The following is a 24,940-nucleotide window of genomic DNA, read 5'->3' on the forward strand; positions in this document are numbered from 1 at the left end:
ATATGGAAAGTGCGGAGTACTCTTTGGATGAGTTATTATGTCAGTCTCTTCTGTTGTTTCGTCAGTATCGGTTTTATGATGCTCCGGAATGTGGAGAAAAGGCATTCCGGATATTGGAGGAAGCCCATGTATGGATGGGGCGTACGCAAGAGTGTGTGGATATGGCGAAATGGGGGTGCGTGATAGAGTGTCTTGCGCAGAAATACTACATAGAAGATGATACGGATGCGATTCTGGAAGAAATTGATGCTGCCTTGGTTGCGCATTGGAAGAGGATAGAGAAAATCCATGCAGAAGTCACCACCGTTTATTTATGGCTGGGGTACTATTTCCTGCTACGTTTCAGAAACCGGGAATCCCGTTCCCATTCCCGTTGTAAACAGATAATGTCCAGCTTGTTGTGTGCTTTGGTCGAAATCTTCCGTAAGGTGGAGAAGGGGGGAGCCCCGACAGAAGTCTTGTCACATCTTTCGGTAGATGTTTGGGGAGAGACCGTCTGCTGGATGGAGCAGGTACATGATTCCCGTCTTTGCGAGAAGCAGTCGTCAGCTTTGCTGGCACAACTCTATAACCTGAAAAGTGTGGAGTTGGAAAAAGGTCCGGGAAAGCAGGATGCTTTGCTCCAGCAGATTCTGGAGTTTTATTGCTTTTAAGGGAAAATTATCTCTGCTTAGTTTTATCATTTCTGCTTCCACACTTCCACCTACTTCCTGCATCCCTTTATTCATCGGCATTACAAGTGCTGTGGAAGCAACTCAAAAAGGTGGAAGCAACTTTTGCTTCCACAGCGGAAATACGCCGGAAGGTAAGTTAATATCTTGTTTGTTAGTGTATTAATAGAATGTGCAGCATTTTGCAAATATCTTGTTTACACGATAAGCGTTTCGTGTAAACACGGTATTAACTTCGTAAAAGACCGTTTACCGATAGACTGCAGCTGGGCTCATAATAGGAATAAGATAGGTGCACAGTATGGGGAAACTATGAGTATAATAGGTGTTCAACGGTTATGAAGCACCTTGTTGACGGTCGTTAGTCGAGTGGTTGACGGCCGTTGGCAGAGCGCATCACGGCCGATAGGCGCTGATAACTCCGTACAGAAAATGGAAAGGAAGCCTATGTAAGGGGAAACAAGCTCTGAGCTATTTGTTTTGTTTGCCACATTTATCTTGTTTTTGTACATTGTTGAAGCGGTTTTTTGTATCTTTGAAGGGAGAGGCCGTAAAAAAGCTTATTCTCATCCAAAGTTTAATTATATATACATGGATTATGAAGTGATGTATAGTACTGTTCATAACATTCTGCTGTGCAGTTGTTTCTAATGCGTAGACAAATGGCATTGTGACTGATGGGGAAAAAGGATTGCCGTTGGCTGGTGTGAATATTTATCTCCAAAAGGATTCTGTGGGCATAGGAGTTATACGTAATGATAATCTGGTAAAGAACATGTTCATATGAAAAAACTGCTATATCTTGGACTTTTGTCCGTTTGCGTACTGTTAGGTTCTTGCGTAGAGAAGAACGTATTCAATGCTTTTGATAAGGTAGAGAGGTATATGGATGTATATTCTGACAGTGCATTGCTGCTGTTGGAGCAAATTCCTCATCCGGAGAAGCTTCGTGGAAAGCAGCGGGCAGACTATGTGCTGCTGTTGACACAAGCCCGTGATAAGAACTATCTGGATAGCATGCAGTCGGATTCGTTGATAAAGTTGGCGGTAGATTATTATAAGAATGGGGGTGATAACGTGAAAGCGGGGAAGGCATTGTTTTATTATGGCAAAGTGATGGATTTGCAGGGGAATGATACGCTGGCTATGCAAGCCTATTTGAATGCTTTGGCTAAATTGGAGAAAACGGAAGAGTATAAGCTACAAGGCTTGGCATATGAGTATATCGGTATTTTGAATGCAGATAGAAAGCTACACAAAGATGCTCTTGATAATTATCAAAGTTCGGTATATTGTTTTCAAAAGGCAGCCGATACTTTAGGGGTTATATATGCTTATCGGGATATTGCTCGTATTTATTATGTAGAACAACAATATGACAGTGTTTATAACTACATCAATAGGGCTTTGTCCTTGTGTGAAGAAAAGAAAGGATGTATCGATTTTGAACGAGTAACTCCTTCTTTGTTACAAGTAAAAGGAATTGCAAAAAGAAATGAGGGAGATTTGGAAAATGCAATAATCTTGTTGAAAACTGCGGTAGAGACTGAACAAGATAGGCATTCTATGCATCACTGTTCAATGTCATTGGGGAACATTTATTTAAATCAAAATAAGTTGGATGAGGCAAAAAGATATTTTACTTTAGCTTTGAAATCAGAAAGGCCTCGTACTCTGGCAGGGGCATACCACTATTTGTATCTGTTGGAAAAGAGGCAGAAAAAGTATGCAATGGCTCTCTATTTCAAAGAGAAGTCTGATTCGTTGTTGTCCGTTGACCTGGATGCTAAACAAGCATCTCAAATTTTGACTTTGCAACGTAAATATGAAAAAGGAAAGCTTCTTTTAGAAAAGCAACAAGTTGAACACGAAAAGAAAATACAGTTTTATTTTGGGATGGTAATCGTTTTATTTATTATCCTATTATGTCTTGTTTTGTATTTTCTTTTAAGAAAAAGATACAAAGAGATGTTCCGGAAAAATATGCAAGTAATAAAGGAGAATGAGTGCATGATTAAACGATATGTTTATGAACTTGATGTGTTGAAACAAAAAGCAGGTGAAACAGCGGAAACAAATAGAGAGAAGGTTGGTAAATTGAATCAAAAGATTTTGCTGTTGGAGAGTGAGAATAAAAAAATACGTGAAAATGTATGTGTAAATGGTGTTTATCTCTTGGATCAATTGAAGAAGGAAAAGCTGATTGTGAAGAATATGACCAAACAAGAGAAAGAACAGCTCCTTGAATACATGGATTTGATATATGGTAATTTGATTTCTCGGTTAAAGAAAGATTTTAAATTAACGAGTGGTAACCTGATATTGATAGCTTTGCTTAAAGTTGGTTTCACTACCACTGAGTTGATGTTTACTTTTGACTGCGAGATGAATTCTATTTTTACGAAAAAACGGAGATTGAGGGAGAGCTTAAATTTGGATACTACTGATAAATTGGAAGAATTTATAACTCTTTATTAGAAGAACTTCTTGCTTTTCGTCCATTAACTTAGTAGCTTTTTTTTTAGTATTTTCTTGATATATAGTTTGTTATTCTCTTTTGTGTTGTCCACTTGTACTTTCCCTAAGAAGTGATTAAATGGCTATCTTTGTTACATTCAAAACTAAAGATACTATGAAATCATTTTTTATTTTGTTAAGTTTATACTGCTTCTTTGTGGTAAATGTAGTGAATGGAAAGTCAGTAACTTTTCCTTCAAGAGTAGAAATCATCATGGATGAGGATTTTGATTTACCGGATGGTCCGGGGAATGGTCACCGTTCTATTCCTCCAGTGACTCCTTTTTTAGCATTTTTGAATGATGACCACTCCATTGACTTGGAGTTCTATCAATCTATAGGTGAGATTGAAATTGTAATTTCTCAGAATGGGGATGTTGTTTACTCTTCTACTGAGAATATTGACTCTCCAATATTGAGAAAAGTACAATTACAGAAAGGCTTAGTTGGTGATTTTTTACTTGAGATAAAAGGTTTGGATGGAGCTTATGCATTCGGTAGATTTACTATTCATTAATAATGGCTATATAGCACTATGAAACAAATCTCATTTTGCATCACTTGTATGAATCGGCTTAAACATTTACAAGAAACTTTGGAGAAGAATATTCTTGATAATTTCTTAGTAGATGAGGTCGAGTTTGTTGTGCTGGATTATAATTCGCAAGATGGATTAGAAGAATGGATTGCTCAATCTATGATGAAATATATTGAGATGGGTATTCTTGTCTATTATAGGACTACTGAACCAGCTTATTATCGACGCAGCCATAGCAGGAATATGGTTTTCAGATTGGCAGAAGGAGAAGTAGTATGCAATTTGGATGCAGATAATTACTTAGGTAGAGGGTTTGCAGAGTTTATGTTAAAAGAATTTAACAATAAAGAGCGTCTATTTTATACGAGTAATCTTTGTTATCGTGATGTTTTCGGAAGGGTCTGCTTGGAAAGAAAGGAGTTCGTTGAGGCGAGAGGATACAATGAAGTGTTTGTAGGATATGGTTTGGAAGATGTTGAATTTTTCAATCGTTTGTTGTGTAGAGGGCTTGTGCAGGAAATTTTTAATCAGAAGGAATTTTATAATGTTTTGATGCATGCAGATGAAGAGCGGATAGCACAAGAGTTTTTGTTGAAGAAGTTGCAGAGTGTCTATCTGGATTATATAAATCCCTACTCTACGAGAGTATTGATGTTGTATAAAGGACAACGTTTTGGCATAGGAGTGATACAGAACAATATTGCAATGAATTATAATCATCCGGATGAATCAGACATGCTAAAACAATGTATAGGGGATAAATATCGACTTGTGATAAAAGGAGAATGGAAAGAAGGAATATGGGATGAGATGGAGAACGGAATTCGACTGAATTTTAAAGATGAGGAAATGATACTTAGAAACAAATCTAATTGTTTGTATGATTTTAATCATCAATATTATAAAGTTAAAGATGCGAATCTGATAGTGGTAATTGTCATGGGTGTAACAGAGGCTATAAACTATCTGAAGATGAAAAAAATGGATAATGATTGTAAAACGGTAAATCCGAATGGGTTCGGACAAGGGATTGTATATCGGAATTTTGATTATACTAATAAAATACTCTTGGCATAATATGAAACAGAATTATACGTTGATGGGAGGAAAAGCGTGGTGTTGTTTTTCTGTTTTTTATTCTCGAAAAGCGTGGGGAAGCCTCTTGACTGAGGTTGTCTCATTCTATCGTGAGTTCCAAAGTTTGTTTCATTATTTTGTGGCTTATTTCTCTGAACAACAAGGAGAACATATCAAAGTCACTTTTTCGTTTGATATTGAGAATATGGTTGAAATACAGGAAAGGGTCGATACTCATTTTTTACTTTTCTTGAATCAAAATCCGTCAGTCCATCCTAAACAGTTCCCTTTCGGAGAAGATTTGTGGTGCTTTTATCCTAACAATTCTTTGGTCTGGAATCAGTATAAGATACAATATCCGGATTTAGATTTATTGCTGGATAAACAATTTACACTTTGCCTTTCCGGATTTTTGAGTGATACTTATGTGGGAGGCAAAAAGCAAATGGAGGGAGAGAACTTTAATTTGCTGGAGCAAATACAACAAAAAGTGTTTACAGAACAAAATGGGATTAGGCTTGCCAAATGGGGATGTTTGATAGAATGTTTAGCTCAAAAGTCTTTGATAGAGATGGATGTGGATGAACAACTTACAGATGTGGATGAATTCTTGATAGCTTTGTGGCAAGAGATGAAAGTGCCTTATATGGGTACATTTCAGTTCTTATTGTGGGTAGGAGATTATTTTCTATTTCGTTTCTATGACGAGAATTCTTTGTTTCGCTCTCGGACTTCTTGGATGTTGGAGCAAATAGTATTAGGTGTTGAACGGTTTTTCTGTCAGTTTGAGTATAGAGTGAGGTATGTTGAACCATTGTTTTTATTTCCAGTTGATGTTTGGCGAGATTTAGGTGAATGGTTACTGTGTGTGGAGAAAGTTTGTATATGTGAGTCGGTAAAAAATGTATTAGCTAAGTTATATGCTTTACCTGAAATGGAGTTTTTGTTACATTGTAATTTCCCAAAGAATACTTTGCGTTGGAAATATCGTGAAATAATATTTGTGGATAAATAATAGAGATAGTTTTATGCTATACATAAATTGAATGTTTAATTAAAATTTTGATGACAATGAAAAAGTTAGGTAAGATTAAATTGGATCAGCTTAATAAAGCTGAACTCAGTGAAAAGGAGTTGAATCGCCTTTTGGGAGGAGAAAACTGTTGTTTGTGTGCTTGCGCTGGACCGTCTGGACCGGTTGACAACTTTAATGCAAATGTTGCAGGTAGTCTGTACTCTCCATCGTGGACTGGCGGTACTCATGGATCACATAGCATGTAGGAATAGTAGTAAATAATACAAGTTTGATGTTTTTTATTCTTGCCTTGTTTATAGGAGAATAAAAATTGTATTTTGCAACTGTTTGAATTGTGAAGTAAGTAATTTGTACCGTTATTTTGGAAGTAGTGGAAGTGCATGATATGTGTGTTTTCTACTACTTTCAGAATGAGGTATATTGATGATTGTATTTATGAAAAATTGTTTTTTACTGATAGCTATTGCTTCATTCTTATTAGGATGTAGTGGCAATAAAAAGGAGAATACTTTGCAAGATGAAGAGGGTACTCCAGTTATTAATCTATCATCAGACAATGTGTCTAAGGTTGCTTTACTACCATTGAGCGAAGCTGCTGCGAAAGTGGAGATTGTTTCGTTGGAGGTGACGGACGAATCTCTAATAGGAGAAATTACTAAAATGAAGGTGACTGATTCTGACATCTGGGTGAAACATTATAAAGACAATCATGTCCTCCGATTTTCACGTTCCGGAAAGTTCTTGAATAAGGTAGGCAAAGTTGGACAAGGACCGGAAGAATATATCAGAATGGCTGATTTCTTCGTGGACGAGAACACCAAAGAAGTATATATCCAGACGACAATAGTTGGAGTTAAAGTCTATGATTATGAAGGCAATTATAAGCGGACAGCTGCAAAAACATCTCCGGATGATGTATTTATGACAATGTATTTCCAATTTGCATTGTATGATAACAAGTTCTTTATAGCTCAAAATCTGGCATTTATCAATAAACCGACACCAAAAGATTCGGTATGGTCTTTTGCATGGGTTGATAGTACTTACCAGAAAAAAAAGATATTCAAAAATCCGGCACATATCGGGCGTGAAGAGGAAATTATGAAGAACGGAATTAATTTCCAGCAGTTTGTTAACTATTGGTTAGAACCTTTTACCAGTATAGATACCTATGGCAATCAGTTGACCTTGAAATATCCGGATACCGATACGATTTATCGTTATGACAGCCCTGCGAATGAGTTGGTACCTCAATATATCATTTCAACCCATGAAGAAAAAGGTGATTATGGGGCGACTCATGTTTGGTTTAGGGAAAGAAGCGCTTTCGATTATTTTTCCATATATTCTTATTATCCGAGTAAGGATAATATCTATCTGTTGTGCAGTAAGGGGGAAACCATTTATACTTATTGTTATGGCAAACAGACTGGAAAAGTGAAAGTAAAAGAGCGAAAATCCGAGATTACGGAACGAATGCTGGGTAATCACACCCTTCGTAGGCTGGAAGGTGCTAAGTACTTTATCTTGGATAATGATTTGTGTGGAGGGTCGTTCCATGTAGATTATCGTTCACAAGGAAAGTATTGGATAGATGTACTTATTCCGAACAGTGAAGACAACTGGATAGATATAGACGAGATGAGAACTTCTGACGTAAAGGATGAATCTCTAAAAGCAAAATTCATCCATACTTTGGAGAATGTAGAGGAAGAGAGTAATCCGATATTGGTAATTGCTACATTAAAATAGTAAATGATGGATAAGTCTTTTTTGATAACTACTGGGAATCAGCATCAATATGTATATTCGGATGCTTTGTGCTATTTTCTTTATGTGCCGGAAGAAATGGCAACTGTAATGGAACATATGGATGCATCACTTGTTGATAGAACAAATTATTACGAACGTAAACTGAAATTTCTGAAAGAACATTGTTTTTTTGAAAAGAGAGGGGTAACATTTCAAACAGATTATAGTGAAGAATTGGTAAAACGAAACCTTGCAGGGTTGCGGCAATTATTGATTGAAGTAACTGATAGGTGTAATTTGGAATGTAAGTATTGTGGTTATGGTGAATTTTATTCTAATTATGACCGGCGAGAAACAGGTGACCAGGCTTTTGAAAACGTAAAACTATTGGTAGATTATTTGACTAAACTATGGTGTTCTGATTATAATGTTTCTCATAAAAATGAGATTACAATTGGATTTTATGGCGGAGAACCTCTGCTGAATATGAAACTGGTGAAGGAAACAATTGCCTATATTGAGAGTTTGAATTTGCCTTCTTTGATTTTTAATTACAATACAACCACGAATGCTATGCTACTGGACCGGTATATGGACTATTTGGTGGAAAAGAATTTTAGTATTCTGATTAGTTTGGACGGGAATGAGGTGCAATCTGCTTATCGGGTAGATAAGCATGGAAATTCGTCTTTCTCACGTGTAGTCAGAAACGTAAAGAAACTGCAAGAAACCTATCCGGATTATTTTGAAAAGAAAGTAAATTTCAACTCTGTATTGCATAACTTGAATTCTGTTGCAGAATGTTATTATTCCATCAAAGAACTGTTTGGGAAGAATCCTCGTATGGCGCAGCTAAATACTACTGGGCTTATTCCGGAACGTGTTGAAGAGTTTTCTAAAATGTTTAATGATAGAGTGAGGAGCTTTGATGAAGCAGTGCAACACGAGGATTTGAAGTATACTTTCATTAAGGATGGCAGCCGTTCCGTGAGCTATCATTCGATGTTGATGCGATATGGTGGTAATCGTTATGCTACTTATTTGGATTTGTTTGATACGGGGTGGGAAGACCGATACATTCCCACAGGCACTTGTCGCCCTTTTGAACGCAAATTATTTTTGACAGTTCGTGGAAAAATTCTTCCATGCGAAAAGATTGGACAAGAACATGCTATTGGATATCTGAAGGATGGAAAACTGAATTTGGACTGTGCAGCTGTAGCTAAATATTATAGTTCGATGTACGAAAAGGTAGTAAAAAGCTGTCGACACTGTTATTTAAAAAGGAGCTGCGGTCAGTGCTTGTTTTTGTTGAAGGAAAAGAATGGGCAATTGATATGTCCCGGCATACAAACGGATGCTAAGTTGAAAGAGGAGTTTGGGATTTTTTTAACGTATGCTGAGAATTATCCGAATCATTATGAGGAGTTGTTATCTTCTATTGTAGTCGATTAATTGAAAAAGGAGTAAATGCAATGAATTATTTATTTTATTTGGAGCCTTATGCGTTTTTGTTGCGTAGTAATGACAAAACAGTAGTTTATAATACTCTGAATGCAACTTATTTGATTTGTCCTGATTATCCGATTGTACAGTTGATTATTGAACAGTGGCAAAATCCGACGAATGGGTATAGTGTTTTGTTGGATAAGGAAATGATGGAAAACGAAGTTGTAAGACATTTTGTTGAGGCTGTAAGAGAATTGTTTTCGGGTGATTGTATAGAATATGACGGGAAATTTCCTAAGCCTTATATCTTTCAGCCAACTTTGTTCTTGAATTCAGATATACGTGTCAAAGATGAGGAAAAAAAAGCCTCTTTGGGAAATCGTGTTATGGAAAACCTTAATGAAGTAAATCTGTATTTACCGGCAACGTGTGAGTTGGAGTGTCCGGCTTGTACTTCTTACTTCCATCAAATAAATCACTGTACTGTTCACTCCGGTGATGGACTGAAAACAGACGATTATCGTCGATTAATACGCCAATTCTTGATGAATGGCATTAAACGGATTAATATATTTGCAGGAGGAAATCCGAATAAAAATAGCTATGTTAGGCAATTGCTTCCTGACATGGAAAAATCAAAGGTAGATGTGCATTTGTATTTGGATAATACATTCTTGTGTAGTGAATATGAAGAATTGGTGCAACAGACCAAATGTGTTTTAGAAGTTTTAGTCCATGCTGAAGGTTTTGGTAATCAGCTGACTGAAGATATGCAGAAGTTCCCGTACGATAGAGTGAAGTGGAATTTGATAGTATCCAATGAATCTGATATGGAACGTATAGAAAAAATGGAGATACCTGCAGAAACGGTAGTTCAAATAAAACCTTTTTATACAGCGGAAAATAAAGATTTCTTTAGAGAGTATGTCTACTTGGATATGCAAGATATATTGGCTGCCCCTATTGATAGAAAAACGATATTTAGGCATCGGACTTTGAATGATAATTTTTTCGGTAAGTTAACAATTTATCCTTCGGGAGAAGTCTATGCCAATGTGAATTGCAGTGTATTAGGAAATATACAAGATTCATCTTTAAAGGAACTTCTCTATAAAGAAATAACAGAAGGAAATGCTTGGCTTAGAATTAGAGGCAATGAAAAACCTTGTAACCAATGTGTTAATAGGGATTTATGTCCCTCTATCTCTAATTATGAGCTGGTGATAGGAAAAAACAATTTATGTAATATACCAATTGAATAAGTGGACGTATTCCCATATTATCGTCAGCTTGATGCCATGGATTGTGGTCCTACTTGCCTACGTATGATAGCTAAGTTTTATGGTAAGAGCTATTCTTTGCAGACTTTGCGTGCCCGTTCTTTTATTTCTCGCAATGGTGTTTCCATGTTAGGCATCAGCGATGCCGCTGAGTCTATTGGTTTCAGAACGTCCGGAGTTCGTGTCTCTTTTGAACAATTGGCGGAAGATGTTCCTCTGCCTTGCATTTTGCATTGGAATCAGAGTCATTTTGTGGTTTGCTATGATGTTAAGAAAAAGAAAGGGCAATACTCGTTTAGAATAGCAGACCCTGCAACTCAGTTGGTTACGTATAATGAACTGGAATTGAAGCGATGCTGGTTAGCTACCAAATCGGACGGAGAAGAGAAGGGGACTGCACTTGCACTGGAACCCACTCCTGACTTTTATAATGGTGAGGGAGAACCGGAACTGAAAGAAAGAGGGTTGCGTTTTTTCTTCCGTTATCTGACTCCCTATAGGAAAGAGTTGTTTCAGCTGATATTGGGCATGTTGGTGGTGAGCTTACTTCAGCTTATCCTACCTTTTCTTACGCAAGCCTTGGTGGATGTGGGTATCAGTGACGGAAATTTGAGCTTTATTACCTTAGTGCTGGTTGCGCAGATTATAATCTCGGTATCACAACTATCGGTAGAGTTTATCCGTAGCTGGATATTGTTGCATGTGAATACGCGTATATCCATCTCCCTTATTTCGGACTTTTTGGCAAAGTTGATGAAGTTGCCGCTTCATTTTTTTGATACGAAGATGGTGGGAGACATTATACAGCGCATTGGTGACCATGACCGTATAAAGAATTTTCTGACAGGTTCTTCTATTAGTACGCTCTTTTCCTTTGTCAGTTTTTTCATCTTTGCTATTGTACTTGCTTACTACAATTTGGTGGTATTGGGAATCTTTCTTTTAGGTAACAGCTTGTATATTGCCTGGATACTTGCTTTTATGAAATATCGCCGTGAATTGGATATCCGTCGGTTTGCACAAGCAGCCGGAGAGCAGAGTAACCTTGTGCAGATGGTGACCGCTATGCAGGAAATAAAGTTGAATAACTGCGAGACACAGAAGCGCTGGCAGTGGGAGCGTATTCAGGTGAAACTGTTTAAAATCAGCGTAAAAGGGTTGGCTTTGGGGCAAGTACAACAAGTAGGTTCTGTATTTTTCAATCAGACCACGAATATTATAATCTCGTTTATTGCGGCAAAGGCGGTGGTGGAAGGGGAGATGACACTGGGTATGATGATGTCTCTGACTTATATCATCGGTCAGCTCAGTGCGCCGGTCTCTTCTTTTATAGGATTTGCGCAGCAGTTTCAGGACGCCAAGATAAGTCTGGAACGGCTGAATGAGGTACATGGGAAACCGGATGAGGAGCAGGATATTGCTTCCAAATTGTCCGTTTTGCCTGAGAGACGGGATATAAAGATGGAAAATGTGTGCTTCAGTTACGATGGAGCGGATAGAGACTATGTGCTGGATAATGTCTCTTTAGTGATTCCCGAACATAAAGTGACAGCTATTGTAGGTGCGAGCGGGAGTGGAAAGACTACTCTGGTGAAACTGATGCTTGGTTTCTATTCGCCCAATAAGGGGGCTGTGAAGGTGGGTGATGCTTCGTTAGAGAACATAAATCCCCACTTGTGGCGTGCCAAGACGGGAGCCGTGATGCAGGACGGCTTTATCTTTTCGGAAACCATTGCGCAGAATATTGCTGTGGGAGAGGAGCAGATTGATGTGGAGCGGCTGCGCCATGCCGTGGCGGTAGCCAATATCCGTGATTTCATAGACTCGCTTCCATTGGGGTATAACACCAAAATCGGTATGGAGGGAAACGGTATCAGTCAGGGGCAGAAACAACGTTTGCTGATAGCGCGTGCCGTGTATAAAAATCCGGAATTTCTTTTCTTCGACGAAGCCACCAATGCCTTGGATGCGAATAATGAAAAGGAGATTATGGAACATCTGCATGAATTCTATAAAGGGAAAACCGTAGTGGTAGTGGCGCATAGGCTCAGTACGGTGAAGGATGCCGACAAGATTGTGGTGCTGGATAGGGGATGCATTGCGGAAGAAGGTACCCATCGGGAACTGACGGAGCGGAAAGGAATGTATTATCGGCTGGTTAAGAATCAGCTGGAATTGGGTAGCTAATGAATGGAGGAAGAGAAGATATATAAGGATATAGAACTTCGCAGTGAAGAAGTGCAGGAGGTGATGAACCACATTTCTCCTTGGGTGGTGAGGTGTGGGATTACTGTCTTGGCAGTGATTCTGTTGATGGTACTGGTTGGTTGTTGGATATTCAGGTATCCGGACACCTTGGCGGCAGAGGTGACTCTGGCCACGGAGGAACCTCCCGCCTTTGTGCTGTCACATGCTACTGGGAAACTCGATACGCTTTATGTGAAGAACGGGAGTTCGGTGGAGGCAGATACGGATTTGGGTGTGATTGGTAATGCGGCATGTTCTGAAGATGTACGTCTCCTTAAGAAATGGATGAAGGCATGGGAAACGCAGGATTATGATTGGCAGAAAGGAGTGGAGCTTTTTATCGGCAGGCGCTGGCAGTTGGGGGAACTGCAATCGGCTTTTGCAGCTTTCATTACTTCACTTACAGAATATGCACGTTTTATGGAGTTGGACTATTACGCTCGGAAACTTCGTTTTCAGGAAAAACAACTGGGTGGACAACGCTCCTATCTTCGGTTGGCAGAGCGGGAATATGAGTTGATTGATAAGGATATAAAGCTTGCCGAGAGTATGTATATCCGTGATTCTATTTTATATGTGCGCAAGGCGATGATTGCTGCGGAATTTGAGGAGTCTGGAAGCAGATATTTGCAAAGTTTGCGTTCTAAAGAAGAGGTACGTATGAGTTTGCTTCAGGCAGAAATGCAGTTGGTGCAACATGAGGAGAATATGTTGGATATACGTAAGCAAGCATACGATGAGGAACAGAGTCGTCGGACTGATTTAAAGAATGCCATAGGGCAGTTAGCCGCGCAATTGAGTGCATGGGAGCACTCTTATTTATTGAAAAGTCCGGTCAGGGGGAAGGTTACTTTTATGACGGTTTGGAGTCGTAACCAGAATGTGAAAGCCGGTGAGACGGTTTTCACGATTCAGCCATCCGACAGTTCAAGGGTGTTAGGTAAGGCTCTACTTCCTTTGCAGGGTTCGGGTAAGGTACATGTGGGACAGCGGGTGCATATACGTCTGAATAATTATCCCGACCAGGAGTTTGGCTATGTAAAAGGGCAGGTTGCAAGTATCTCTCCTGCTCCAACGGAAGAGGGAATGTATATAGTAGAAATAACTTTGCCTGACGGCATGCAGACCAACTACGGCAAACAGCTACCTGTTTCGCGTGAGTTGAAAGGTACGGCAGACATTATCCTTGCTGACAAGAATGTACTGGAAAGGTTGTTGGCTCCGTTGAGGAAAGTGGTGGAATATGAAAAATGAAAAATAGTTCTATGTAAATTTCGTAATTCATTTGTTTTTAGTATGTTTGTGCTATTCGTATATATAGTATGAAATACTAAGGAAGAGAATGTTCTTAATGAAAGTATGAAAAGAAGAGTTAAAGCATTGACTGTTGTTTTGGCAATATGTCTTATAACTGTTTTTATTCGATGTCAGTCGGATGAAACTCCTATTCAGCAACTTATAGTTGTTGTGAATGGGGATTCTATTGAGATGGTTTTTGTGAAAGGAGGTACATTTATGATGGGATGTACAGATGAGCAGGGATGTGACTGTGAGGATAACGAGAAACCAGCACGTAAGGAGTCGGTATCTGATTTTTACATAGGAAAATATGAAGTTACTCAAAGGCTGTGGAGGGCGGTTATGGATACTGATTCCATTTTGCCGTTTAATGGGGGATGCGAAGATTGCCCGATGGAAAATGTAAGCTGGAAAAATGCGCAGGAGTTTATCGGTAGATTAAATGCTATGACCGGTAAAACATTTCGTCTTCCGACTGAGGCCGAATGGGAATACGCAGCGCGTGGTGGACACAAAAGTAAGCACTATAAATACAGTGGCAGCAATCAGGTAAGTGAGGTGGCTTGGCATGTTGGGAATTCCTCTGGCGGACAATATGGAGAAGCTGGAACTACCCGTCCGGTAGGTCTGAAAAAAAGCAATGAATTGGGATTGTATGATATGAGTGGCAATGTTTGGGAGTGGTGTGGTGATTTGTACACTAAAGAATACAAGCAAGGTGGTAAGTCTATCCATCCGGGATGGCCTTTTGAGGGTACTTATCTTTTTTTCCGCCGAATATTGCGAGGTGGAAGTTGGGGAGGAACAGCAAAGGGGTGTCGGGTGTCGTACATTGATTACGACATTGAGAATTATAGTGACGAGTATGGAGGTTTTCGCCTTGTGATGGAGCCGGAATCGATTAAATAATGTAATTAATGATGATAAGTGATATTTTACTACTTTCAGAGTAATGAATAGAAATGGTATGAGATATATGTGGAAATTCTTTTTATTATTGATGTTGGTTGTAACTTCGTGTTCCGAAAAGCAGATTGATGGCAATGTAATTAATGTTGCGGAAGCAATGAGTAGATTGTCAGAAGGACAATCTGTACAAAATTTGTTTTCCAGCATAAGTTATATTCCTTTGGAGACTAATGAGCAGGCTATTATAGGAAAATATCCGGAGTGCATAATTATGGATAGTGCGATATTGGTATCTTCTGTCCATCAGAATCTGAAGCTTTTTGACCGTACTAACGGGAAGTATATTCGGGATATTGGACACGTAGGTACTGATCCGGAAGGATATGCAAAGGATTCATGGGGGAAAGTGAGCTTTTGGGCTGATACGGTTCGGAGAACCGTTTATCTATTGGGATGGAATAATGATTTCCTACTATATGGATTTGATGGGAAATATAAGGATAGAATTCGATTGCAAGATACAGTCAATTGTATTCTGTCCCAAAATTACTATTTGATGGATGCGGACAGAATTTGGGGACATAATAAAATGAAACTCTCTCCGGAGACGCCATCAGTCTTTTATATGGATAGAAATACGATGTCATTGACCGGTATTGCTACATGGAATTCAGCCCTGCTTCCCATGGATGAGGTTTTGTCGGTTTCAAATTTGTTGGGGGGCAATGTTGCTTATGGAGGTGACTTGGCAATGGCAGAATTTGTTGGTGACCGGAAATATTATACGGCAATCAATAGCCCTTCGTTATGGAAATCTAAGGATGCCATCCGAGTGAAACAAGCTTTTAATGATACTATCTATACTATTTCAGAGCAGGGACTTACTCCATATCTGGTTTTTGAACTGGGTGAGTGGCACTGGAATGAGCAGCAGCAATTGGATGTAGAAGGATGTGATAAAAAAATAGCCATAGACTATATTCTGGAGAATGCAGAGTACATCTATTTCCATTTTCATACAAGCTTATATTTAGAAGAAAGTCAGTCATATTGTGGATTTTACCATAAGGAAAAGAAAACTGTTGTTTGCCAAAAGGGTGATAGCTTATTTGATAAAATGAATAATCAGCATATCCAAATCAGGGGAGTCACTTCGGATGGACATTTTTTTGCTTTGTTACAACCGGATGAACTCAGTGATGATAATCAACGGAGAATGGGAGTAGAAGAGGAAGGTAACCCTATTATGGTCATGCTTTATTAAGTACTTATTCCGTCGTCTTCCCCCTTGCATCCAAATACCCTCTTTTAAACATATCCACGAACAGAAAGAATAGTGACAAGAGCAGTGGCCCGAAGATGACACCCATGAATCCGAAAAGGGACAAGCCGATTACAACTCCGAAGACAGTGATAAGCGGATGAATGTCTGCCATTTTCTTCTGGATGATGAAGCGTATCAGGTTGTCGAGCTGTGAAATGACTGCACCGCCATAGATGGCCAGGCCGATAGCTTGAACCCAGTTGCCTATCAATGCCATGTAGACAGCTATCGGAAACCATACCAGCGCTGTTCCTACCATTGGGATGATGCTGGCGAAGCAGGTCAGGAAACCGGCGAACAAGATGTTGGGAGCACCGAAAATCCAGTAGCCTATCATGGCTACTCCTCCTTGTATGACGGCGAGTAAGGGGATGCCGATGGCATTGGAGCGGACAATCATGTTGATTTCGTGGATGACGTTTTGTGTATTGTCATCGTTGAACGGCAGTAGGTCGTTGACGTACTGTTCCATCTTTTTGCCCCCTATCAGCATGAAGTAGAGTACAAAGACCAGTACGAAGATGTTGACGGCAAAACTGCTGATACCTCCCATGATGGCTTGCCCGATGCGGGGAAGAATTGAAATGACGTATGCCACCGTGTCTTTCCCCAAGATATAGTAGCCGGTTTTGGCTTTAATGATGTTGGCCGCTTCTTCGAAAGGAGCTATAATGGCTTGCGGGTCCAGATTGATGTTTTGAAGATTGACCACAGCCAGCCATACCACCAGCCCAAGTGGAACCAGAAAGCAGAGAATTGCCTCTGCCGTAATGAGGGTGGCAGCTATGCTGCGCTTCATTTTCCGCTTGTCGGAAAGATACATCATCTGCTTTCTTACCAGGATATAGATAGTCAAGGCTCCCAGCAGACCGCCCATGAATGGGGCTATTTGTCTGAAAAGAATGATTCCCAGCCCGATAATGATAGCTATCAATGAATATTTCCAGTATTGTTCTTTTGTGCTCATAAAGTTCCTGTATTTCTTAGTAAAGAAACATAAAAGAAGTTGAAAAGGTTTGGAAATTGTGGCCGGAATTCAATATTTATCCTTCGTCCAGCCAGCCTAACCCCTGGCGTATGATTTCCGGCTCCCCATTGGTGCAATCCACTACGGTAGAGCCTTCCGTACCGCCGATACCGCCGTCTATTACCAAATCGACAATATCACCGAATTTCTCGTCAATCAGTTCCGGGTCTGTGCAGTATTCAATGTCCTCATTGTCATCATGCGGCAATGTAGTTGTCATGATGGGAGCATCCAGCAGGCGGGCTATTTCCTGAATGATGGAATTGTCCGGCATACGGATGCCGACCTCCTTACGGTTACGGAATATCTTGGGCAGGCGGGTGGTGCCGTTCAGAATGAAGGTGAAAGCTCCGGGCAGATTACGCTTCATCAACTTGAAGGTGCTGTTGTCCACTTTGGCGTATTCGCTAACCTTGCTCAAGTCGTAGCAGATGATGGAAAGATTGTTCTTCTTGGGGTCGATGTCCTTGAGGCGGCAGATGCGCTCGATGGCGCGCTCCTTCAGTCCGTGGCAGCCGATGGCATACATGGTGTCGGTAGGGTAGATAAGGATACCTCCGTCATTCAGTAGGTCGATCACCTGCTGCAGGTCGGCGGGATTGTTATTTTTTTCATAAAGTTTCAGAAGCATGGCGGAAATGGATTTGAGTTTTATATTACATGCAAAAATAGATAATAATCGGCTTATAAACAAGCGATTCACCTTTTTAGCATCTCTTTCTCCAGTTTCTTTATCTTCTTCCAGGCCTCTTTGAATTTGGGACAGAGGGTGACGGCTTTCTCATAGTTTTTCATGGCTGCCTCCTTCATGTCATGCTTCAGGCATTCGTCACCCATAAGGATGTATTCGCGGGCATACTTTACAAGGGCTTTCTCTTTCTCCAATGCTGCTTGTTTCAGTGCACGGTTTTCCTCTTTCAGACGGTTGATGATGTTCAGCTTCCGGCGGATGAGGCGCTGCACGTTGGGCTTCTCGATGTCGTAGCGGGAATGGATGGCTTTGAAAAACTCATCCAGGAAAGTGCCGAAATCCCCTTTGTCGAAGGCTTTGGCGGCGGCAACGTATTGAACGTCTGCCTGTGCTTGCTTCAAGGCACGGTCGATGGCGGTGCGGTTGTTGAAGCGTTCGGAGAAACTGACAATCTCCGGACGCACGAATACATCGGCACGGCTGATGGGCTTTTTCAGCTGGATGCCTTCCAGCGAGGTGCAGCGGCTGAGGGCTACGTATGCCTGCCCACCGGCAAACACGCCGCCGGTAAAGTCGATGACTACCCGGCTGAAGGTCAGCCCTTGGCTCTTGTGGACGGTGATGGCCCATGCCAGGCGCACGGGATATTGTGTAAAGGTACCCAGCTCTTCCTCTTCAATCTGTTTCTTTTCTTCGTTGTATTTGTAGCGGATGTTTCGCCACGACTCTCGTTTGACGTCACATTCCTTGCCGTCGTCGGTGATGACGTAGAGGGTCTCTTCAATAGGGTCGAAGCCGCTGATGACGCCGATGGTGCCGTTCACCCAGCGGCGGTCGAAGTCATTCTTGATGAAGATGATTTGTGCGCCCGGTTTCAGTACCAGTTCCTGCGAGGTGGGGAGGCTGCTTTCGGGAAAGTCTCCCATGATTTCGCCGTAGAAGGTGACCGGGTCACCGGGAAGTTCCGCCAGTTTCTTGTCGTTGATGTAGTCCACATTATCACGGCGGGTGGCGAGGGTGATGTACATGTCGGCTTCCGATTGCTCTATTTGGGTGCCATAGCGGGTGTTGAGCAGCTGAAGTTCGGTAGAGCCGACGGTATTGTTGCGGATGTGGTCCAGCACATGGATGAACTTGCTGTCTGTTTGACGGTATACTTTCTGCAGTTCGATGGAGACAAGGTCTATCTGGCCGAATACCCTGGCAGAGAAGAAATAAGGGGTAGGGTAGAATCGGTTCAGTATCTCCCGTTCATCTCCTTTGACGACGGGTTCCAACTGGAACACATCGCCCACCAATAGTATCTGTTTGCCGCCGAAGGGTTCGCGCAGGTTGCGGGAATAGACGCGCAGGATGCGGTCTACGGCGTCGATGATGTCGGCGCGTACCATGGAAATCTCGTCGATGATGACCAGTTCCAGTTCTTCTAGTAGTTTGCGGTGGGGTTTGGTGTATTTGAAAAATTCGTGGATGCGTCCTCGTTGCAGACTGAAGTTCGGGTCATCGGGCAGCAGGGGGTAGAAGGGCAGTTTGAAGAAGCTGTGCAGGGTACTGCCTCCGGCATTGATGGCGGCTATGCCGGTCGGTGCAAGCACCACGTGCTTTTTCTTTGTATTCGCGCAGATGTACTTCAGGAAGGTCGATTTGCCCGTACCTGCTTTGCCCGTCAGGAATACGGACTGACGGGTATACTGGATGAGGTTCAAGGCGTCTTGAAACTCTTTGTTTTGGGTATCGGGAACGAAGCTCAAAAGATTTCAGATTTATGATGGATTCCCGACTATGCCGAAATATTTCAGGGCGTTGGCGATACCGTCTTCATCAACAGAAGTGGTTGTGTAGTTACTGGCAGCTTTCACGTCGTCATTGGCATTGCCCATGGCTACACCGATACCGGCATGGCGCAACATGCTGATGTCATTTCCTCCGTCGCCGAAGGCCATGGTTTCTTCCAGCTTGATGCCGAAGTGGCGGATAATCTGGTCGATACCGTTCTGCTTGGTGTTTCCTTTGGCTGTCACGTCTACGAAGGCGGGATGCCAGCGGCCCATCTCGCAGTGGGGGACGGCGGGCAGGATGATTGCTTCTTCCTCGGCGTTGATAAAGGGAGTCAGCTGGAAGAAGGCTTTGTCGGCATGGCTGTCGGTATAGGGCTTTGCTTCGATGGAGTCCACTTTGAGTTGGCGGTGGAAGATTTCCTCCACTACTTCGCCGGGCTGGTTCACGCAGATGTCGTGCTCTCCCACCAGGATGCATGGGATGTTACGTTCGTGGCAGAAAGCTGTCAAGGCATCCACTTCCGCTGTCGGTATGGGGCTTTTGTAGATAACGGTGTCTTCTACAAAGCAATAGGCGCCGTTCATCGTGATGTAGCCGTCTATCAGATTCCGTTCCTGCAAGGCGGACAAGTTGTTGATGATGACGCGCGGACGTCCGGTAGAAATGAAGATATGTATGCCTTTGGCCTTGGCGGCAGTCAACGCTTCAATAGTGGAAACAGGAATTTCGTGGGTCTTGAAGCTGACCAAGGTTCCGTCGATGTCAAAAAACAGAGCTTTTATCATAAGGGGTTCTTTTATCTTGTGCGCGAAATTACTTAAAAAAGCGAAGATATTTCGTACTTTTGCGCACAAATAAATGATAAATAACAAATGAAGAAACATTCTTTGAAAGATTGGATGATAGCGGTGCGTCCGTGGTCATTCCCCGCCTCTTCGATGCCGGTGGTGGTGACGTTGGCATATCTGTATTGGATGCAGCAGGACATAAACTGGGTGAACGGCATCTGGGCATTGCTGAACATCATTGTGTTTCACGCTGCCGGGAATACCTGGAGTGATTATTTTGACTATAAGCATAAGGTCGATGCAAGGGATACCTTTGGCGCCAAGACACTGACTGATGGGATGTTTACCCCGCGCGAGATATACCGCTTGTCGATGGCATTGCTGGCAGTTGCCCTTGTTGCGGGTGTCGGCCTGCTGTGGCGTACGGGGTTGCCGTTGCTGTACATCGGTATAGGCGGTGCAGCTTGCTCGTTGCTTTATCCACCGCTCAAGTATCGTGCGTTGGGCGATGTCGTCATCTTTTTGGCGTATGCCTTGCTGCCGACGTTGGGCACCTGCTATGTGGCTACGGGAGTAGTTGACTGGAATGTCTTGTGGATAGCTCTGCCGGTGGGACTGATTACGGTGGCCATTCTGCATGCCAATAATACACGGGATATGCGTACCGATGCCCGTGCAGAGATTCAGACACTGGCCATGAAGCTGGGAGGAAAGGCGTCGATGTACGTTTATTGTGCCGAAGTCCTTTTTCCTTTTGGCTGGATAGCCGGCTTGATAGCTGCGGGAACTCTTCCTTTATGGACCCTGCTGGTGATGCCGGCACTGGTTCCTGCCATAGGCAATGTACGGGTGGTGTCCCGTTTTCCCGGAAAGGGAGAAAGTGCCATAGCCGGTCTGGATGAGATGACTGCAAAACTCCAGTTGTTGTTCAGTCTGCTGTTCACGTTGTCGTTCGTTGTAGCCGGTCTGCTGTCATGAAGAAGCTGATTTTTACCATTCTGCTGGCTGCCGTGCTGTGGACGGTCATGTTTTCGCCTTGGACGGCTCCTTTCGTGAATTTCTGGTGGATGATGACCGGTTCTGCGCTCACACTGTCCGTGTTTGCCACCTTGTTCAATCCCGGCTGGTGGCGGGAGGTGAAGTGGAGCTTGCCGAATGTCTTGCTGGGACTTGGCATTGCTGTTGCTTTGTGGGGCGTTTTCTGGTTGGGAGACAAGGTGTCATCTTGGATGTTCGATTTTGCCCGTCCGCAGGTGGACTCCATTTATGGGATGAAAGAGGGAGAGTCTCCTTGGCTGCTGGCAGCATTGCTGCTGTTGCTGATAGGGCCGGCGGAAGAGATTTTCTGGCGCGGCTATGTGCAACGCACGCTTTCCAAACGCTGGAATCCGAATGCGGGTTTTGTGGTGGCTACTTTGATTTATGCACTGGTGCATGCCGGTTCCTGCAACTTCATGCTGGTCATGGCGGCTCTGGTGGTGGGGGCGGCATGGGGGGCGCTTTACCGTTTCTTTCCGAACCGCTTTGCCGCTATTATCTTGTCTCATGCAGTGTGGGATGTGGCGGTATTTATATTTTTCCCGATATGATTATTGTTTACAAAAATAAGGTGGCGGTAATGGGTCGTATAAAAACAAGACAAATTGATGCGTTGAATTATAAAAAAGCAAGCATATGACTTACAATTTTGATGAAGTAATAGAGCGCCGTGGTACCGACTCCGTGAAATGGGACGGTGTGAAGAGTGTATGGGGACGCGATGACCTCCTCCCCATGTGGGTGGCGGATATGGATTTCCGCACGCCCCCGTTTGTGATGGAAGCCTTGCGGAAGCGTCTTGAACATGAAGTGCTGGGCTATACGTCTGCGTGTGAGGAATGGTATACTTCCATTTGTAGCTGGCTCAGTCGTCGCCACGGTTGGGACGTCACTCGCGAGATGCTGACTTTTGTACCCGGCATTGTCCGCGGTCAAGCCTTCGCATTGCAATGCTTCACCAATCCCGGCGACCGGGTAATGGTGATGACTCCCGTTTATCATCCCTTCTTCCTGGTGACGCAACGCATGAAGCGCGAAGTGGTTTACTCTCCGCTCGACCTGAAAGACGGACAGTATCAGATTGACTTTGAGCGTTTCCGTAAGGATATACAAGGATGCAAAGTATTGATTCTCTGCAATCCCCATAACCCGGGCGGGCGTGTATGGACGGTGGACGAATTACGCCGGATTGCTGATATTTGTACGGAAAGCCATACGTTTGTCATCTCCGATGAAATTCATGCCGACTTGACTCTGCCACCTTACAAACACCATCCTTTTGCTACTGTTTCGGGGGCTGCCGCGCAGAATTCCCTCACCTTCATGGCACCCAGCAAAACATTCAATATGCCGGGATTGGGAAGTTCGTACGCCATTATCCTCAATGAGGACATCCGCCACCGTTTTCAGGAGTTCATGGAAGCGGGCGAGTTCAGCGAAGGGCACATGTTGGCCTATATCGGTGCGGCTGCTGCCTATATGCATGGTGAGGAATGGTTGGAACAGCTGCTGGACTATATAAAGGGCAATATCGATTTCACGGAGAACTACCTGCGCGAGCATATTCCGGGCATCGGCATGATACGTCCGCAGGCTTCTTACCTGATTTATCTGGACTGCCGGGGATTGGGGCTGACTCAGGAGGAACTGGTGAGACTATTTGTGGACAAGGCACACCTGGCACTGAATGACGGCACCATGTTCGGTGAACCGGGTAAGGGATTTATGCGGCTGAATATCGGCTGCCCGCGTTCGGTGTTGGAGCAGGCGCTGAAGCAACTGGAAACTGCGGTTGCAGACAAATGATAGAAAAAACTATATCTCCTATATTATGAATAGATTACCTTTCCTTGGACTATTGTTTGCGTTGCTGTGCCTTGTTGCCTGCCGGCAGATGAATGAGGCACATCTGTTACATCTGGCAGAAAAGCAGGTGAATATGAATGTGGACAGCGTGTATGCCTTGCTGGTACAGATAGAGAGGCCATCGCAACTTTCGGATGAGGAGAGGCTGTTGTATGGATGGCTGAATGCTTATGTGCACTATAAGCGGCACAACTCGATGGCGGAAGATTCCTTGATATTGCCTGCTTCCGATTATTACGTCTTCCGCAACGACACGGCGAAGAATCTGTTTTCCTATCAGTTGAAAGCCTGGTACTGGTATTGGCTGAAAGAGCACGAACGGTGTATAGCTGCCATTGACAGCGGCGTAGCTTTGGCCAAGGCGCTGCAGGACACGGGAAGAATGGCTGATATGCTGATTGATAAGGCATACTGGTATGTGTATGTCTGGAAAGATTATGAGAAAGCGATAGAAACTTTCCGTACCGCCATAGCTTTGGACGCAAGAGCCGGAAGCTTCTTCTCTATGGGAATTGCCATGGGGCTGAACAAGAATGATTCTGCATCCTATTACATGGAGCGCAGCATAGAACTGGCAGTGGAGGCAGAAGATACCAGTAAGATAGTGCATTATTTGCGTAACTATGCCCAGATGCAGGCTTACTCTTTTGATGAACCTTCCGGTGCAATAGCTACTATTCGTCGTATGGAGCAGTATGTCGTCGACCCGGTGCAGTTGCGTATGGGAGATCTGGTGAAAGTGGAAGTGTTCTTGAAAGAAGGGCTGCTTGATTCGGCGGAATACTATTTGAATAAGGAGAGGAAACGTGGCGAGGGCCGGAACCGGTTTCTGACGGAAGAGAATATGGTGGCGGTATATAGGGCATTGATAGATTATACACGTCACCGTACGTTTGATGTGCTGGACGTGGCGCGCTATAATGATTCTGTAGCCAATGCTCTTACTGCGTTGCAGAGTACTGTCCGGCGTAAGGACGAGTCGAAGGAGACGCTTTCGCAAGCCAACTTGATTCTGACGGTGGAACGGAAGCAGGCACAACTGAATTTGTTGCTGGCACTGTTGGTACTGGTGCTTGCAGGTGGCGGTGTGTCCCTTTATATCCGTAACCGGCGTAACCGGTTGATTGAAGCGGAAGAACGGGCGGAAACACTGACCCGGTTGCTGGAAGATGCGACCAGGAACCAGTCGAAAGGGGAAGACGGGCAGTTTTTTCGGAAAATACTGTTGCAGCAATTAGGCATGATACGGCTGGTGGCTAAACAACCTACCTCACAGAATCAGGAGCTGCTTCGCCGCATTTCGGGTATTACCAGCCATGAACTGCCGGTAGAGAGTTTGCTGGTATGGGAGGACTTGTATCCTATCATAGACCGGATTTATGATAACTTCTACACAAAGATGGACAGCTGTTTTGGCGATGTGCTCATTGACAAAGAAAAGCAGCTTTGCTGCCTGCTCTGTGCGGACTTCTCGACGAAGGAGATTAGTGTGGTGACACAACAGAGCATTCCTACCATTTACCAGCGAAAGACGAATATCCGCAAGAAACTGGGGATGGGGGAGAAGGAAGGCATCGTAGAGTTTATAGGCAGCATATAGACCGGAAAAGGCATAATATAGACTTTTGTGAAATTAAAGTGTTGATATGTAG

21 protein-coding genes are annotated in these 24,940 nt (G+C 43.0%); 17 read left to right on the forward strand and 4 right to left on the reverse strand.

Annotation, left to right across the window (positions count from 1 at the left end; all coding sequences use genetic code 11):
* Positions 1-2: 2 nt before the first annotated feature.
* From DXD78_RS01420 to DXD78_RS01485, 13 genes are all read left to right on the forward strand, one after another.
* The gene (locus DXD78_RS01420; RefSeq protein ID WP_005823861.1) at positions 3-653 is read left to right on the forward strand and encodes a hypothetical protein; all 651 of its coding nucleotides are present in this window, start codon (positions 3-5) and stop codon (positions 651-653) included.
* Between the two features lie 801 nt (positions 654-1,454).
* The gene (locus tag DXD78_RS01430; protein WP_005823853.1) at positions 1,455-3,149 is read left to right on the forward strand and encodes a tetratricopeptide repeat protein; all 1,695 of its coding nucleotides are present in this window, start codon (positions 1,455-1,457) and stop codon (positions 3,147-3,149) included.
* A gap of 154 nt (positions 3,150-3,303) precedes the next feature.
* On the forward strand, positions 3,304-3,705 hold the full coding sequence (locus DXD78_RS01435) for a DUF3244 domain-containing protein (RefSeq protein ID WP_151877010.1): 402 nt from the start codon (positions 3,304-3,306) through the stop codon (positions 3,703-3,705).
* 18 nt (positions 3,706-3,723) lie between these two features.
* Positions 3,724-4,803 (forward strand): glycosyltransferase family 2 protein, encoded by a 1,080-nt coding sequence (locus DXD78_RS01440; RefSeq protein WP_005835286.1) that lies wholly within the window; start codon positions 3,724-3,726, stop codon positions 4,801-4,803.
* A gap of 1 nt (position 4,804) precedes the next feature.
* A complete protein-coding gene (locus tag DXD78_RS01445; protein WP_034528836.1) occupies positions 4,805-5,818 on the forward strand; it encodes a hypothetical protein in 1,014 nt (337 codons plus the stop codon).
* Positions 5,819-5,874: 56 nt separating this feature from the next.
* Positions 5,875-6,084, forward strand: coding sequence for a TIGR04149 family rSAM-modified RiPP (locus tag DXD78_RS01450; protein WP_005835287.1), 210 nt, complete (start codon positions 5,875-5,877; stop codon positions 6,082-6,084).
* Positions 6,085-6,274: 190 nt separating this feature from the next.
* On the forward strand, positions 6,275-7,591 hold the full coding sequence (locus DXD78_RS01455; protein ID WP_009037127.1) for a 6-bladed beta-propeller: 1,317 nt from the start codon (positions 6,275-6,277) through the stop codon (positions 7,589-7,591).
* A 3-nt stretch (positions 7,592-7,594) separates the two neighbouring features.
* Positions 7,595-9,046 carry a radical SAM peptide maturase gene (locus DXD78_RS01460; protein ID WP_009037126.1) on the forward strand — a complete coding sequence of 484 codons (1,452 nt, stop codon included), beginning with the start codon at positions 7,595-7,597 and terminating at the stop codon, positions 9,044-9,046.
* 20 nt (positions 9,047-9,066) lie between these two features.
* Complete coding sequence (locus DXD78_RS01465; RefSeq protein WP_005823840.1) at positions 9,067-10,302, forward strand: TIGR04150 pseudo-rSAM protein; 1,236 nt, start codon at positions 9,067-9,069, stop codon at positions 10,300-10,302.
* Entirely contained in the window at positions 10,303-12,507 is a 2,205-nt protein-coding gene (locus DXD78_RS01470) for a peptidase domain-containing ABC transporter (protein ID WP_009037125.1), read from the forward strand.
* 3 nt (positions 12,508-12,510) lie between these two features.
* The gene (locus tag DXD78_RS01475) at positions 12,511-13,821 is read left to right on the forward strand and encodes an HlyD family secretion protein (RefSeq protein WP_005835293.1); all 1,311 of its coding nucleotides are present in this window, start codon (positions 12,511-12,513) and stop codon (positions 13,819-13,821) included.
* A gap of 105 nt (positions 13,822-13,926) precedes the next feature.
* A complete protein-coding gene (locus DXD78_RS01480) occupies positions 13,927-14,775 on the forward strand; it encodes a formylglycine-generating enzyme family protein (protein ID WP_009037124.1) in 849 nt (282 codons plus the stop codon).
* Between the two features lie 67 nt (positions 14,776-14,842).
* Positions 14,843-16,039, forward strand: a complete 1,197-nt coding sequence (locus DXD78_RS01485) for a 6-bladed beta-propeller (RefSeq protein ID WP_009037123.1) — start codon at positions 14,843-14,845, stop codon at positions 16,037-16,039.
* Positions 16,040-16,043: 4 nt separating this feature from the next.
* Here DXD78_RS01485 and DXD78_RS01490 read toward each other — a convergent pair whose 3' ends face one another.
* From DXD78_RS01490 to DXD78_RS01505, 4 genes are all read right to left on the reverse strand, one after another.
* On the reverse strand, positions 16,044-17,066 hold the full coding sequence (locus DXD78_RS01490; protein WP_005823830.1) for an AI-2E family transporter: 1,023 nt from the start codon (positions 17,064-17,066) through the stop codon (positions 16,044-16,046).
* 76 nt (positions 17,067-17,142) lie between these two features.
* The gene (locus tag DXD78_RS01495) at positions 17,143-17,757 is read right to left on the reverse strand and encodes an L-threonylcarbamoyladenylate synthase (protein ID WP_009037122.1); all 615 of its coding nucleotides are present in this window, start codon (positions 17,755-17,757) and stop codon (positions 17,143-17,145) included.
* Between the two features lie 68 nt (positions 17,758-17,825).
* Complete coding sequence (locus DXD78_RS01500) at positions 17,826-19,568, reverse strand: ATP-dependent RecD-like DNA helicase (RefSeq protein WP_009037121.1); 1,743 nt, start codon at positions 19,566-19,568, stop codon at positions 17,826-17,828.
* 12 nt (positions 19,569-19,580) lie between these two features.
* Positions 19,581-20,381, reverse strand: a complete 801-nt coding sequence (locus DXD78_RS01505; protein WP_009037120.1) for a Cof-type HAD-IIB family hydrolase — start codon at positions 20,379-20,381, stop codon at positions 19,581-19,583.
* A gap of 87 nt (positions 20,382-20,468) precedes the next feature.
* Here DXD78_RS01505 and DXD78_RS01510 point away from each other — a divergent pair, with 87 nt between their 5' ends.
* The 4 genes from DXD78_RS01510 to DXD78_RS01525 all read left to right on the forward strand — a co-directional run bounded on the left by DXD78_RS01510 (position 20,469) and on the right by DXD78_RS01525 (position 24,888).
* Complete coding sequence (locus DXD78_RS01510; RefSeq protein WP_009037119.1) at positions 20,469-21,362, forward strand: prenyltransferase; 894 nt, start codon at positions 20,469-20,471, stop codon at positions 21,360-21,362.
* Positions 21,359-21,973, forward strand: a complete 615-nt coding sequence (locus DXD78_RS01515; protein ID WP_009037118.1) for a CPBP family intramembrane glutamic endopeptidase — start codon at positions 21,359-21,361, stop codon at positions 21,971-21,973. Before DXD78_RS01510 ends, DXD78_RS01515 begins: the two co-directional genes overlap by 4 nt.
* Before the next feature lie 85 nt (positions 21,974-22,058).
* Complete coding sequence (locus tag DXD78_RS01520; protein WP_005835307.1) at positions 22,059-23,228, forward strand: MalY/PatB family protein; 1,170 nt, start codon at positions 22,059-22,061, stop codon at positions 23,226-23,228.
* A gap of 25 nt (positions 23,229-23,253) precedes the next feature.
* Positions 23,254-24,888, forward strand: coding sequence for a hypothetical protein (locus tag DXD78_RS01525; RefSeq protein ID WP_009037117.1), 1,635 nt, complete (start codon positions 23,254-23,256; stop codon positions 24,886-24,888).
* The last annotated feature ends 52 nt before the right edge of the window (positions 24,889-24,940 follow it).

The sequence above is a fragment of the Bacteroides sp. D20 genome (assembly GCF_003436255.1).
GTDB lineage: Bacteria > Bacteroidota > Bacteroidia > Bacteroidales > Bacteroidaceae > Bacteroides > Bacteroides uniformis.